Origin of the sequence: Brevibacterium picturae, from assembly GCF_900105045.1 — a bacterium.
In the GTDB taxonomy this organism is placed as follows: Bacteria; Actinomycetota; Actinomycetes; order Actinomycetales; family Brevibacteriaceae; genus Brevibacterium; species Brevibacterium picturae.
Window position 1 is genome coordinate 657,033 of record NZ_LT629739.1, and the last position, 13,391, is coordinate 670,423.

At 64.6% G+C, this 13,391-nt stretch carries 11 protein-coding genes; 2 read left to right on the plus strand and 9 right to left on the minus strand.

From position 1 onward, the window contains the following. The first annotated feature begins 224 nt into the window (after positions 1 to 224). Together BLT92_RS03100 and BLT92_RS03105 are read left to right on the plus strand one after the other, a co-directional pair. Entirely contained in the window at positions 225 to 1,949 is a 1,725-nt protein-coding gene (locus tag BLT92_RS03100) for a biotin carboxylase (protein ID WP_092103097.1), read from the plus strand. A 57-nt stretch (positions 1,950 to 2,006) separates the two neighbouring features. Continuing rightward, on the plus strand, positions 2,007 to 3,218 hold the full coding sequence (locus tag BLT92_RS03105; protein WP_092103100.1) for a serine hydrolase domain-containing protein: 1,212 nt from the start codon (positions 2,007 to 2,009) through the stop codon (positions 3,216 to 3,218). Positions 3,219 to 3,228: 10 nt separating this feature from the next. Here the strand turns inward: BLT92_RS03105 and BLT92_RS03110 are convergent, their stop codons facing one another. The 9 genes from BLT92_RS03110 to BLT92_RS03150 all read right to left on the minus strand — a co-directional run bounded on the left by BLT92_RS03110 (position 3,229) and on the right by BLT92_RS03150 (position 13,281). Continuing rightward, entirely contained in the window at positions 3,229 to 4,464 is a 1,236-nt protein-coding gene (locus BLT92_RS03110; protein WP_092103103.1) for an MFS transporter, read from the minus strand. 33 nt (positions 4,465 to 4,497) lie between these two features. Continuing rightward, positions 4,498 to 5,664 (minus strand): NAD(P)/FAD-dependent oxidoreductase, encoded by a 1,167-nt coding sequence (locus BLT92_RS03115; RefSeq protein WP_157691308.1) that lies wholly within the window; start codon positions 5,662 to 5,664, stop codon positions 4,498 to 4,500. Between the two features lie 310 nt (positions 5,665 to 5,974). Next, positions 5,975 to 7,384 (minus strand): FAD-dependent oxidoreductase, encoded by a 1,410-nt coding sequence (locus tag BLT92_RS03120; RefSeq protein ID WP_092103109.1) that lies wholly within the window; start codon positions 7,382 to 7,384, stop codon positions 5,975 to 5,977. A 28-nt stretch (positions 7,385 to 7,412) separates the two neighbouring features. Next, entirely contained in the window at positions 7,413 to 7,739 is a 327-nt protein-coding gene (fdxA, locus tag BLT92_RS03125) for a ferredoxin (RefSeq protein ID WP_092103112.1), read from the minus strand. Further along, positions 7,736 to 8,536, minus strand: coding sequence for a uroporphyrinogen-III C-methyltransferase (gene cobA / locus BLT92_RS03130; protein ID WP_092103115.1), 801 nt, complete (start codon positions 8,534 to 8,536; stop codon positions 7,736 to 7,738). The genes fdxA and cobA overlap by 4 nt, the downstream gene beginning before the upstream one ends. Continuing rightward, complete coding sequence (locus tag BLT92_RS03135; RefSeq protein WP_092103118.1) at positions 8,533 to 9,864, minus strand: sulfate adenylyltransferase subunit 1; 1,332 nt, start codon at positions 9,862 to 9,864, stop codon at positions 8,533 to 8,535. The genes cobA and BLT92_RS03135 overlap by 4 nt, the downstream gene beginning before the upstream one ends. Next, a complete protein-coding gene (gene cysD, locus BLT92_RS03140) occupies positions 9,864 to 10,790 on the minus strand; it encodes a sulfate adenylyltransferase subunit CysD (protein WP_172802544.1) in 927 nt (308 codons plus the stop codon). The genes BLT92_RS03135 and cysD overlap by 1 nt, the downstream gene beginning before the upstream one ends. Further along, a complete protein-coding gene (locus BLT92_RS03145; protein ID WP_092103124.1) occupies positions 10,787 to 11,560 on the minus strand; it encodes a phosphoadenylyl-sulfate reductase in 774 nt (257 codons plus the stop codon). The genes cysD and BLT92_RS03145 overlap by 4 nt, the downstream gene beginning before the upstream one ends. After that, positions 11,557 to 13,281: a nitrite/sulfite reductase gene (locus BLT92_RS03150; protein WP_407922873.1), complete on the minus strand. Its 1,725-nt coding sequence runs from the start codon at positions 13,279 to 13,281 to the stop codon at positions 11,557 to 11,559. Before BLT92_RS03150 ends, BLT92_RS03145 begins: the two co-directional genes overlap by 4 nt. Positions 13,282 to 13,391: the final 110 nt, after the last annotated feature.

Sequence of the window (13,391 nt, forward strand, 5' to 3'; positions counted from 1 at the left end):
GCGAGAGGAATTCACCGACCGGTGGGTTCGGACACGGATTTGACCCCGAATTCGCATTGGGTTCACCCAATTGGTCCACCATCGTCCTCAGCCCTCGAAAACTGGTATATGTTGTCCTCATCACGTTTGACGTTCGGTATTCGACCATCCTCCGAGACGACGAAGAAGGACGGCTCAAGTGATCGTGAGCAGCAACGCCAGAAGTCTTCACAAGGAGTAATGCGATGACGAACAGCCCTGCAGACGCAAGCACGTCGAAGCCTGCCGCGAAGAAGCGTGTGGTCAAGGACGCGGTCGCGGTTCCGAGCACTGGCCGAGCGGTGAACTCGGCCGAGGGTCCTGCTCCCGATGCAACCGCGGGTGCGCCACCGGCGGCACCGGCCCCAACCCCCGCCTCGGCGACTGATCCGGCAGATGTGGAGGTGCATGTCGGCACCGATGCCGCCTATGCGGGCGAGGAGGCCGAGCGGGTCCAGATCCGACGGCCCCTGCGCAACATCTCCGAGGTCCGACACTTCTTCCGCACCAACATCACCCCCATCTATTTCATCGGGGCGACACCGTTCAATCTCCTCGGCCTCGACCGGTGGGTTCGCAACTTCTCCTACATCACGTACTACGACGGCTGGGACGGCGGGCATCCCCGCGTCTTCTCGCCCCGGTACAAGCCGTTCGTCGAATTCGACAGCGGCGAGGCGATCAACAACTGGCTGCTCCTCAACGCCGAGGTGCGCGCCCATATGACGAGCAATGTGCCCCATGGCGAGCGGCCCAAGGTCGCCATGGTCTTCTTCGATGAGGAGACCGAGCGCATCTGCCGTGAGCTGGGCTATGACCTCATCCTGCCCTCGGCGGATCTGCGCAATCAGCTCGATTCGAAGATCGAGACGACGAAGCTCGGCAATGAGGCCGGCGCGTTCTCCGTGCCCAATGTGCTCACCACGGCGGACACGTATGCGCAGCTCAACAGTGAGGCGGAGAGGGAGAACCTGGGCACCGACCTCGTCGTCCAGACCCCCTACGGTGATTCCGGAAAGACGACGTTCTTCATCGCCGCCGAGGCCGACTGGAACCAACACAAGCACGACATCATCGGCGAGCAGCTCAAGATCATGAAGCGCATCAACAACACACCCGTGGCGGTGGAGGCCGTGATCACCAGCAGCGGAGTCGTCGTCGGCCCGTTCCTCACAGAATTGGCGGGCTTCGCGGAACTGACTCCCTACAAGGGCGGCTGGTGCGGCAATGAGATGACCCCCGATGTACTCACGGCCGACCAGCGCACACGGGCCAGGGAACTGGTGCGGCGCATGGGTGAAGGTCTGCGCAAGCGCGGCTACCGCGGCTTCTTCGAGGTCGATGTGCTCGTCGATCTCGACACCGACGATGTCTGGCTCGGCGAGCTCAATCCGCGCATCTCCGGCGCCTCGGCGATCACCAATGTCACAGCCGGCGCCTATGCCGACGTCCCGCTGTTCCTGTTTCATCTGCTCGAATACCTCGACGTCGAATTCGACCTCGACGTCGATGAGATCAATGAGCGCTGGGAAGAGCTCTCCGGGGCTGATGAGTGGAGCCAGATGGTCATCAAGGAGACCGCTGACATCACCGAGTACATCACCCACTCACCGTTGACCGGTCAGTACTACCTCGACCAGTACGGGACTCTGACCTACAAGCGCGCCGCTCTTGACTGGCATCCTCTGCAGAACGGCAATGAGGTCTTCTTCCTCCGCATCTACGGGGCAGGAGAATACCGGTGGAAGGGTGCCGATCTCGGTGTGCTGGTGACGAAGAATCCGCTCCAGACGAAGGCCGGGGGCCCGAATGCGCTGAGCATCAGGGCCAAGCACTTCATCGATTCGGTCCGTGCGATGTATGCCGGTGTGCCCGTCGCCGCGGAGGACCCCTCCCCCGCATTGGGTGGCCCGGGTGCGAAGGGAGACTGACACCTGCGGTGGTAATCTCGTCACGGACTGCACGAAACGACTGCGAAGAGGTGGAGAGTGACTGAGACGTCACCGGATCAGACCGTGCCCGTCGAGCCTGTCATCGACAAGGACAACTGGCAGGATGCCGACAATGTCCGCTGGTCGTTCCAGCACGTCGATCAGGTGTTGCCCACGACTCCGATCTCGCGCGGGACCGGGCCTGTGGCCGAACTGCCCGTGGCTCTGCAGGACCTGGGCGAGGTCGAGGTGCCCAAGACCGAGTTCTCGGAGGCTCGCAGCGTGCGCAGCGTCATCGAGACCAGCGACACGGATGCTTGGATGGTCATGCACAACGGCACGGTGCTCACCGAGGAGTATTTCTCCACGATGGGCCCTGAGACCGAACACCTCCTGATGTCGGTGAGCAAATCACTCGTCGGCACGGTGGCCGGGGTGCTCGTCGGCGCAGGAGACCTCGATCCGAACCGGCGCATCACCGAATACGTTCCCGAACTCGCCTCCTCCGGGTACGCCGGAGCCACTATTCGCCACATTCTCGACATGCGCTCGGGAATCAAGTTCTCCGAGAACTATCTCGACCCGCAGTCCGAGGTCAGACAGATCGAGGAGGCCATCGGCTGGTCGGAGTCGAAGCCCGAGGGACAGCCGACGGGAATGTATGAGTTCCTGACCACGCTCGAGGCGAAGTCCGAGCACGGTGGTGTCTATCAATACCGTTCGTGTGAGACCGATGTGCTCGGCTGGGTATGCGAGAAGATCGCAGGCGAGAGCATGCAGACACTCATGTCACGCGTACTGTGGTCGCGGATCGGAGCCGAACACGATGCGCTCATCGCCACCGACCAGTACGGCGTGGGCATGTTCGACGGCGGCATCAACACCACTCTGCGCGATCTGGCCCGCTTCGGTTACCTCTATTCGAACCGTGGGATCTCACTCACTGGCGAGCAGGTGGTGCCGACCTCGTGGATCGGCGACACGCTCACCGGCGATGCTGACATCCGGCAGGCCTTCGCCGACGGCCCGGACGACAATCGGATGCCCGGTGGTATGTATCACAACCAGTTCTGGTTCCCCTTCCCGGACTCGCATGCCTTCTTGGCCCTGGGCATCCACGGTCAGATGATCTACATGAATCCGGGAGCCAACTTCGTCGGCGTCAAGCTCTCCAGCTGGGGTCTGCCGCAGGATGCGCGCAAACTGTTCCCGACGATCCGCGCCTTCGACGCCCTGGCCAAAACGGTCAGTGCCCCAGTCGTCGACTGAGCAGACTGGCCTAGAGCCGAATCCGCACACTGCGGAACGGTGAGAACCACAGCCCGACCGCCGTGAGCGCGAAGATCACGGCGGCGACGATGAGTGTGAGTTCTGCGCTTGTCGCTGCCGCGAGGACTCCGGCGAGCGGAGACACTATGACGATCACGGCGCGGTTCATCGACCGCATCGTCGTGTTCGTCCGGGCTTGGAAGGCATCAGGAGTGATCGACTGTCTGTAGGCCATCTCGTGCGAGTTGCTCAGTCCGATGGCGAATCCGTGCAGGAAGACTCCGGCGAAGAGGATGAGCATGCGCGGCTGCCATCCATCGAGCGGTGACGCCAGGAGCAGGACAAGGGCGCCCGCGGCCGAGCACACGTGGGCGAGGATGACCGCACGCCCGTTGCCCAACCGCTCCCCCACTTGTGGTGACGACAACGCGCCGATGATTCCGCCGAGTCCACCGCCTGCCATGACGATGCCGAGCCAGAAGACGTCGATCCCGATGTCGTTGAGGAAATAGTCCACGCTCACCGCGGCGAGGATCGCCTGGGCAGCGAACCACACATGTGTCCACACCGCGAGGTCGCGCAAGCTCGGTGTCGAATACACCCATTTCAGCCCCGCCCCGATCTCCCTGCGCAGGTTCGGTTTCGCCGATTCGTCTGGCCCTGGCCGCTTCGGTTCCTCAATCCGGATGAGGGCGACGACAATTGCTGAGAACACGAAGGTGCCGACATTGACGAGCATGGCGAATGGGGCGGCGATGACCGCCAGCAGTCCGCCTCCGATGGCCGGGCCGGCCGTTTCCGCCACCGCATTCGTCCCGTCGATTCGGGCGTGGGCCGACTGCAGGCCGCGGGGCGGAATGAGGCGGGGCACGAATGCCTGCGAGGCACTGTCGTTGACCAGGGTCGCCGTTCCCAGTAACGCTGCGATCAGCAGCAGTGCGCCCAATTTCAGCAGATCCACAGACCACAGCACCGGAATCGCGCACAGCAGCAGAGCCCGGACGAGATCGCTTGCGATCATCACCGGCCGGCGTCGGACTCGGTCGATGAGTGCGCCCAGCACGAGCCCGAAGAACAGGTAAGGAAGCCACCTCGCGGCGTTCATCCACCCCAGGCCCACGGTTCCCGCGTGCAGGTACTCGACCACGATGACCTGTAGGGTCAGGAGGGTGATCCAGCTGCCGAAATTCGAGACGGTTTCGCCCGCCCAGAACCAGCGAAAGGCTCGGGGCAGCTGCGCACTCATGACTTCAGGCTAGCAAGGCATCGTCTCTCCGGGTCACAGCGCCAGGTGAGCGATTTCGGGTGCTTCCTCGCCCAGGATCGCTCTGGCCATTCCGTCGCCGATGAGCGGACCCATCGTCAGCCCGCCCGCACCGAATCCGGAGGCCAGCCACAGACCGCTGGCACCGGGGACGGCTCCGGCATAGGGCAGTCCGCCGGGGCGTGTGGACATGGGCCTGACTCCGACCCTCGTCTCCAGGACGGTTGCCTCGGCCAGCCCGGGAGCGATCCGCAGCGCATCGTCGAGCACCTGCCTCTGCCCGGCCGCCGTCGCCCGGACGTCGAATCCGACGCCGTCCTCACGAGTGGCGCCGATGACGACCCTGCCTCCGTCGAACGGCGTGATGTAGTGGTGGTCGAGCGGATGCACGGTCGGCCATGGTGAGGTGTTGGTCCGGTGCAGGCCCAGGTGGACCACCTGTCCGCGCTGCGCGGTGATCGTCACGGTGTGGCCGAGCCGCTCGAGGATCTCTGAGCTGCGCGCCCCACCTGCGACGACGATGGCATCGAAGTCCTCCACCGCCGAGGTGGTCGCCACCGTCCACGTGCCAGCGCCGTTGGTGGAACCGTCGTTGGTGGAGCTGCCGTTGGTGGAACCGGGACGTCCGGCGGTGACGATTCGCGCCGAATCGTTCACAAGTCGGGCGCCGTATGTCTTCGCGCCTGTCAGGATGGCGTCGCGCAGGGTGCGCCCGTCGACCCTGCCGCCTCCGCTGATGAAGAGCCCCGTCATGTTCGGACCGATCGGCGGGAACACCTCCGCCAGATTCGCGGAGTCCATGTCATGGACCTCGCCGGCCACCGGCCCGGCGGCCGCGGCACGCTCGCGGATGAGTCGGGCCGCCTCGGCGAGCATGTCCGGATCGTGGTTGACCACGAGTGCACCCGACCTGCGGTACCCCAGGTCGGGGATGCCGAGGTCACTCAGGCGGTTGAGGAAATCCGGGTAGAAGTTGCCGCCGGCCGCATAGGTCTCATAGTAGGGTCCAGTGCTCGTCGAGACCCAGGGGGCGATGATCCCGGCGCTGGCGGCGGTCGCCTGACCAGCCTTGGCGTCGTCGAAGACGGTGACGCTGACATCGCGTGAGGCCAGACCGAAGGCGACCGATGCACCTGCGATTCCGCTGCCGATGACGGCAACCCGGGCTGATGTGTCGGTCACGGCAGTGCGTCTCCTCTGACGATTCCAATCGTTGTTGTACTCCCCCGAGCCTACGCTCCGCAACCGGCACCATGACCCACCCGCAGGACTTCGACCTACCCGCGGCACTACGACCTACAGTTAGTGCTGCTTCATCCGCCGCCCCTCACACACAACCGATCATCACGCGCGCGGCCCCATGAGCCTCTATTCCTACACCTGCAACGGTAGGAACAGAGACTCACGGGCCGCTCAGTGCTCGCAGAGCGCGCGGCAGGGGCGCGGCGCTTGGCGTGAGGCTCAAGGCGCGAGGCTCAGGTGCTGACTCGGCTCAGGTGCCAGAGTGGGATTCGCTCCTCACCTGATCGCGGGCCTCGGCCAGCATTCCCTCGCGGGTAGCGATCTTCACACGCTCACGCCCCTCAGCCTCGCCAAGAGCCTTCTCCGCTACCTCCAGTCGGTGGTAGCCCTCCCAGTCTGCGAAGTCGACTCCCTTGGCCTCGAGGAGTTCGACGATCGAGTCTTCGTCGGGGAACAGCGGCTCGGTGAGTACGCCGGCGGCGCGGTCATCGAGGATGTGCCCGATCGTCTCGAGGGCATCGCCCTTCGTGTGCCCGATGAGTCCGACCGGCCCGCGCTTGATCCACCCAGTCGTGTACACACCCTGGACGACATCGGCTTCAGCCGCAGAAGCCTGCTGTTCTGCGTCGACGACCCGACCCTCGTGATTCGGGATCACACGCTTGGCCTCGTCGAAGGGCAGCTGCGGCAGAGGTGTGCCGGCATAGCCGACGGCGCGATAGACGGCTGTGACGTCCCAGTCGATGAACTCGCCCGTGCCTGTGACTCCCCCGGTGCCGTCGAGCTCCTGGCGTTCCGTGCGCAGCCCCGTCACTGCATCCTCGCCGAGGATGGCGACCGGAGAATGGAGGAAGTGCAGGTGCAGACGACGCTTGGCTCCGACCGGCTCACGCATCGTGAAGTCGGTCAGTGTCTTCGCGACCTGCTTGGTCTGGTTGCTCGCCTCGATCGCGGCCAGCGATCCCTCATCGAACTCGAAGTCCTCGGGATAGACGATGACATCGACGTCCTTGACCTGGCCAAGCTCGCGCAGCTCCAAAGGCGTGAACTTCGCCTGCGCAGGACCGCGCCGACCGAACACGTGAACGTCCGTGACCTGCGAAGACTTCAGGCCCTCGTACACATGATCTGGGATCTCCGTCGTATGCATGTCATCGGCCTGCTTCGCCAGCACCCGAGCCACGTCGAGAGCCACATTTCCGTTGCCGATGACCGCAACCTTCTCGGCATCCAGCGGCCATGTCTGTCCCACATCAGGATGCGAGTCGTACCAGTTGACGAAGTCCGCAGCACCATAGGAACCCGGCAGATCCACACCAGGAAGACTCAACGAAGCATCGATGAAGCAGCCGGTGGAGAAGATCACCGCATCATAGCGATCCGTCAGCTCGCCCAAGGCGATGTCGGCACCGTACTCGACGTTCGAGAACAGGCGGATGTCACCACGGTCGAGGACCTTGATCAGGGCATTGATGATGCCCTTGATGCGTGGGTGGTCAGGGGCGACTCCGTAGCGGACCAGTCCGAACGGGGTCGGCAGACGGTCGAAGAGGTCGATGCTGATCTCGAAGTCACGATCGGCTTTGGTCAGAAGGTCGGCAGCGTAGATGCCTGCGGGTCCGGCGCCGATAATGGCCACGCGGAAGGGATTCGTCGTCATGGTTCTCCTCTGGTCTTCCTCAGGCGAGTCAGTCGTCAGTGTTCTGGGGCGGCAGTGCCGCGATGAGGGGGTGGTCGGAGTCGATGACGCCGTGCGCGGCCGCTCCTCCCGGGGATCCGATGGTGTCGAAGAAGTCGACGTTCGCCGAGTAGTACGCCTCCCACTCCTCCGGGACGTCATCCTCGTAGAAGATGGCCTCGACGGGGCACACGGGTTCGCAGGCGCCGCAGTCGACGCACTCGTCGGGATGGATGTAGAGGGAACGAGCACCTTCGTAGATGCAGTCGACCGGGCATTCGTCGATGCAGGCACGGTCTTTCAAGTCCACGCAGGGCTGGGCGATTATGTAGGTCATGGGTTCCTCGTGAGTTCTGGCTCGGATGCTTCCGCCTGTGCGAAGGCACCGATGGCGTAGGGGCTGCGGGTCACGACATCGCCGGCGACGACGATGGCCGGCGAGCGCACACCTCGGCGGGCAGCTTGAGACGCGATCGTGTTCAGCGTCCCGATCGTCACCCGCTGGTTCTCGCCGAACCCGTCCTCGATGATGGCGACGGGGCAGTCGCTTCCGCGGGCACCTCGGGCCAGGATCATCGCCGAGTGGGCCAGTGTGCCGATGCCCATGAGCACGACGACCGTGTGGTCACGTCCTCCCCCGAGCTCGGACAGCTGATCATGCCCGGTGATGACCGTGTAGGCGGTGGCCAGGCCCCGATGTGTCAGTGGTATCCCGGCGACTGCGGGAACCGAGTTCGCACTCGTCACACCGGGCACGACCTGGACTTCAACGCCGGCGGCGATGCAATGGGCAACCTCCTCACCACCGCGTCCGAAGACGAACGGGTCTCCTCCCTTGAGGCGGACCACCCGTCTGCCCAGCTGAGCCTGTTCGACGAGTATCTCGTTGATCCGGGCCTGCGGCACCGGGTGGTGGCCCGGGTGTTTGCCGACGTCGATGATCTGCGCCGCGAGTGCTTCGCCCCGTTCGACCTCGAGCTGGTCGATGACCGTGCGGGCGCCGAGGCGGTCGGCGACGATGACCTCGGCCGATTCCAAGGCACGCAGCCCCTTGACGGTGAGCAGTCCCAAATCGCCGGGGCCTGCCCCGATGAGGAGGACGCTGCCGGGGGCTTGGCGGGTGAAGAGACTCATCCCAGGCCTTCTTCCGCAGGGGTGTGGATGCCCGCGGCCACGGTTGCTCCGGTCTGCGGGTCGATGATGAGGAAGCCGCCGGAGCGACCGTGCTCGCCGAAGTCCGCCACCGGCAGTGCGGTGGCCAGCTTCACCTCGGCGATGCCGATGTCATTGCCGGCGAGCACCTCGGCGGGTTCGGACGCCGAGGTCGCGAAGTTCCGCCTCGACTCGATCGTCACGATGGCCTTGACCGTCGAAGTCCCGGCTTTGACGAGCACTCGGTCACCCGAACGCAGACCCTCGGCCGTGAACGGGAAGACCTCGGCGCGCACGATCTTCCGCGGCTGGGGCAGGGTGCCGGCCGCAGCCAGGACGGTGCCGCGTGCGGTGTCGATGTCATCCGCCAGTCGCAGCGCCACCGACAGCGGTGCACCCGCCGACTCCAGGGGCCCATCGGCTGTGTCGATGCCGATGACCGTCGTCGTCACCCCGGCGGGATGAACATCGATCTCATCGCCGAGGTGGACCCGCCCTGAGGTGACCTGCCCGGTCACCGCCCGGTAGTCCCGGAACTGTTCTGGGTCGAGTCCCGGTGCCAGGCCGCCCTGGGGCCGAAGGACGGACTGCACATCGAGGCGGAAGGGTTCGAGATCGGCGGTGTCCTCCTCCTTGCTGGGGAGGGTTTCGAGCAGTTCGAGCAGGGACGGTCCCGAATACCAGGGAGTGTTCTCCGAGGCGGCTGCCACGTTGTCCCCTGCCAGTGCCGAGACAGGAATGAGGTGGGCGGTGTCGAGCCCGATCTCTTCGGCCAGTTCCTTGACCTCGGCCTCGACCTTGGCATAGGCGACATGATCGTAGCCGAGGAGGTCGATCTTGTTGATCGCCACGATCACGTGCGCGATGCCGAGACGCTGGACGACTGTGAGGTGACGCCGGGTCTGCTCGGTCGCTCCGGTTCGCGCGTCGATGAGGACGACCACGGCGTCGGCGGTCGTGGCCCCGGTGACCATGTTGCGGGTGTACTGGACGTGGCCGGGGCAGTCGGCGAGGATGAACGATCTTCTGTCGGTCGCGAAGTATCGGTAGGCGACGTCGATCGTGATGCCCTGTTCACGCTCGGCCCGCAGACCGTCGGTGAGCAGAGCGAAGTCGAACTCGCCGCCGACGAATCCGCGTTCGGCACTGGTGCGGGTCACGGCTTCGAGCTGGTCGGCCAGGATGGCCTTCGCGTCGTGGAGCAGGCGGCCCACGAGGGTCGATTTGCCGTCATCGACGGAACCGGCGGTGGCGAAGCGCAGCAAGGTCGTCGTCTGCGTCGCGGCGGTGGTGTCGGGTGTCGTCGTCATCAGAAGTATCCGTCCTTCTTTCGGTCTTCCATCGCCGCTGCCGAGATTCGGTCGTCGGCGCGGGTCGCTCCGCGTTCTGTCACAGTGGTCACGGCCACCTCGGCGAGGACGGAGGCGATGTCGCTCGCGTCCGATTCCACGGCGCCGGTGCAGCTCATATCGCCGACGGTGCGGTAGCGCACCGACTTGCGGACGACGTCTTCGCCGGCGCGTGGGGTCGAGAACTCGCCCGTGGACCACCACATGCCGTCTCGGTTGAAGACCTCGCGCTCGTGGGCGTAGTAGAGGTGCGGCAGGGCGATGTTCTCGCGTTCGATGTAGCTCCACACATCGAGTTCGGTAAAGTTCGAGATCGGAAACACGCGGACGTGTTCGCCGACCGAATGCCGACCGTTGTAGATGTTCCACAGTTCGGGCCGCTGATTGCTCGGATCCCACTGTCCGAACTCATCGCGCAGGGACAGGATGCGTTCCTTGGCCCGAGCCTTGTCCTCATCCCTGCGGGCTCCGCCGAACACGGCGTCATAGCCACCGGCCGCGATCGCGTCGATGAGCGGCTGGGTCTGCAGGGTGTTGCGGGTGCCGTCGGCGCGTTCGCGCAGGCGGCCGTCATCGATGTAGTCCTGGACCTTGGCCACGGACAGCTCGATGCCGTAGCGAGCCGCGGTCTCATCACGGAACTGCAGGATCTCGGGGAAGTTGTGGCCGGTGTCGACGTGGAGCAGCCCGAAAGGGATCTTGGCCGGCCAGAAGGCCTTGGCCGCCAGGTGGAGGACCGTCACGGAGTCCTTGCCGCCGGAGAACAGCAGCACGGGCTTCTCGAATTCGGCCGCGACCTCGCGGATGATGTGGATCGCCTCGGATTCGAGGACGTCGAGGGTGGACAGTGGTTCGTTGATGGACAGGGGTGCGTGATCGATACTCATACGTGGAGCCCGCATTCTGTTTTGTTGGTGCCCGCCCAACGACCGGCTCGAGGGTCCTCGCCCTCGGCCACGGGGCGGGTGCAGGGCTGGCAGCCGATGGACGGGTAGCCCTGCGACAGCAGTGGATTGACCGGCACGTCGAAAGCGCCGGAGTAGTCGAGGAGGTCATCGAATGACCATGCTGCGACGGGGTTGATCTTGACCAGCCCGTTCTTCTCATCGAAGGTCACCAGCGGTGTGTTCGCCCGAGTCGGTGCTTCGTCACGGCGGACCCCGGTGAACCAGAGTTCGTAGCCGGCCAAGGACTTCTGCAGGGGTGCGACCTTGCGGCGGGCACAGCACAGACCGGGATCGCGGTTGAACAGCTCGACTCCGAATTCGGCATCCTGCTGCGCCACGGTCTGCTCCGGGAGGACGTCGACGATGTTGACGTCGACCTTCCGGGCCACCTCGTCGCGGGTGGTGTAAGTCTCCGGGAAGTGATAACCGGTGTCGAGGAAGAGCACGTCGACGCCGGGCAGGTACTGGGCGACGTAATGCGGCAGAGCCGCATCGGCCATCGAGCAGGCCACGGCGCAGGCGGAGGTGTCGAAGTTCCTCGACACCCAACGGATGACATCGGCCGGGTTGGCCTCGGCCACGCCGTTGCCGGGATCACCGGCGAGTTCTTTCGCTCCCGCCTCGGCGAGGGCCTTGAGTTCATCGACGCTGCGACGCTGGCGGGTGGGCGTGGGCAATGGTTCTGCGGTGCGCGTTTCCGTGGTGCTCATACCAGTTCCTCTTCCTCGACGCGGAGCGCCCATTGGGAGAAGGTCTCGGCATCGGAGCGTCCGTCGAGGAAGCGGCGAACCATCTTCTCGACGTACTCCTCAAGACCGTCGACGGTGACCTTGAGTCCACGCACGGTGCGCCCCAGACCGGCTTCGTCACGGTCCTTCGAGGCCAGACCTCCGCCGACGTGAACCTGGAAACCGGGGACCTGCTCGCCTTCGTCGGTGGTCACGATCTGGCCCTTGAGTCCGATATCGGCCGTCTGGATGCGGGCGCAGGAGTTCGGGCAGCCATTGAGATGGAGGCTGATCGGGTGAGGCAGGTCGATATCGGCGAGACGCTCTTCGAGCTTGGTGACGGCGTCGATGGCTGTCTGCTTCGTCTCGACGATCGCGAGTTTGCAGTATTCGATGCCCGTGCACGCCATGACCGAACGCCGGAAGAGATCTTTGCGGCTGGACATGCCCAGGCCATCGAGGCGGGCGACGACATCATCGAGATCGGCCTCGTCGACGTCGAGTATGAGGATCTTCTGCATCGGGGTCAGCCGGATACGGTCGACCCCGTACTCTTCGATCAGATCAGCGATCTGGTGGAACAGAGTGCCCGAGGCGCGACCTGCGACCAGGCTGGTGCCGATGAAGTATTTTCCGTCCTTCTGCCGGTGGACGCCCACATGGTCTCCGGCGACCATCGGCTTCGGCGGAGGCGGGCCGTCCGCGAGTCGGTAGCCGAGGTACTCGGTTTCGAGGACGTCGCGCAGCTTCTCAGGCCCCCAGTCGGCAAGCAGGAATTTCATGCGTGCTTTGTTGCGCAGACGACGATAGCCGTAGTCGCGGAAGATCTCTGTGACGCCGAGCCAGACATCGACGACCTGGTCGGGGGCGACCCAGGCGCCGAGGCGTTCGGCGAACCGGGGGACGACGGACAGGGCCCCGCCGACCCACAGGTCGTAGCCGATGCCGTGTTCGGGGTGCTCGACGGCGACGAAGGAGCAGTCGTTGATCTCGTGGACGACGTCCTGGCTGGGGTGGCCGGTGATCGCGGTCTTGTACTTCCGCGGCAGGTTCGACAGGCTCGGGTCGCCGATGTAGCGACGGGTGATCTCCTCGATCGCGGGAGTGGGGTCGATGAGCTCATCGGCGGCGATCCCGGCAACCGGCGAGCCGAGGAAACCGCGCGGAACATCTCCGCAGGCCTCGGTCGTCTGCATGCCCACGGCCTCCAGGCGGCGCCAGATCTCGGGCACGTTCTCGATCTCGACCCAGTGCAGCTGGATGTTCTGGCGGTCGGTGAGGTCCGCACTGCCACGAGCGAAGTCTTCGGCGATCTGGGCGATCGTGCGCAGCTGCTCGAGGTTGAGCGCGCCGCCGTCGGTGCGGATGCGCATCATGAAGTATTCGTCCTCGAGCTCGTGGGGTTCGAGCTTGGCGGTGCGGCCGCCGTCGATGCCGGGCTTGCGCTGTGTATACAGCCCCCACCAGCGGAAACGCCCATGCAGGTCGTCCGGGTCGATCGAGGCGAAGCCGCCCTTCGAATACACCTCTTCGATCCGGGTGCGAACGTTGAGGCCATTGTCCTCGGCCTTGTCGATCTCGTTTTTGTTCAACGGTTCCTGGCCGTCGACCTTCCATTGGCCATTGGGCTTCTTCGGCCTGGCGGACTTCGCGGAGGCCCGCGAATTCGGGCCTTTCTTGATTTCATCTACCTGTGCGGACACGATCGTCTCCAAACGCTGCGGTGAACCTTTGGTGAGTCACGCTACAAGAAAGAAAGATTGCTCAACAAATCGTCTCACTCAGCGGCGTCATTTCATGACACAGTCCGTCA

Excerpts from the sequence above, each read along its gene's own strand:
- cobA (WP_092103115.1), bottom strand. The coding sequence starts at position 8,536 with ATGAGTCTCTTCACCCGCCAAGCCCCCGGCAGCGTCCTCCTCATCGGG.
- BLT92_RS03100 (WP_092103097.1), top strand. The coding sequence starts at position 225 with ATGACGAACAGCCCTGCAGACGCAAGCACGTCGAAGCCTGCCGCGAAG.
- BLT92_RS03135 (WP_092103118.1), bottom strand. The coding sequence starts at position 9,864 with ATGACGACGACACCCGACACCACCGCCGCGACGCAGACGACGACCTTG.
- fdxA (WP_092103112.1), bottom strand. The coding sequence starts at position 7,739 with ATGACCTACATAATCGCCCAGCCCTGCGTGGACTTGAAAGACCGTGCC.
- BLT92_RS03120 (WP_092103109.1), bottom strand. The coding sequence starts at position 7,384 with ATGACGACGAATCCCTTCCGCGTGGCCATTATCGGCGCCGGACCCGCA.
- BLT92_RS03110 (WP_092103103.1), bottom strand. The coding sequence starts at position 4,464 with ATGAGTGCGCAGCTGCCCCGAGCCTTTCGCTGGTTCTGGGCGGGCGAA.
- cysD (WP_172802544.1), bottom strand. The coding sequence starts at position 10,790 with ATGAGTATCGATCACGCACCCCTGTCCATCAACGAACCACTGTCCACC.
- BLT92_RS03145 (WP_092103124.1), bottom strand. The coding sequence starts at position 11,560 with ATGAGCACCACGGAAACGCGCACCGCAGAACCATTGCCCACGCCCACC.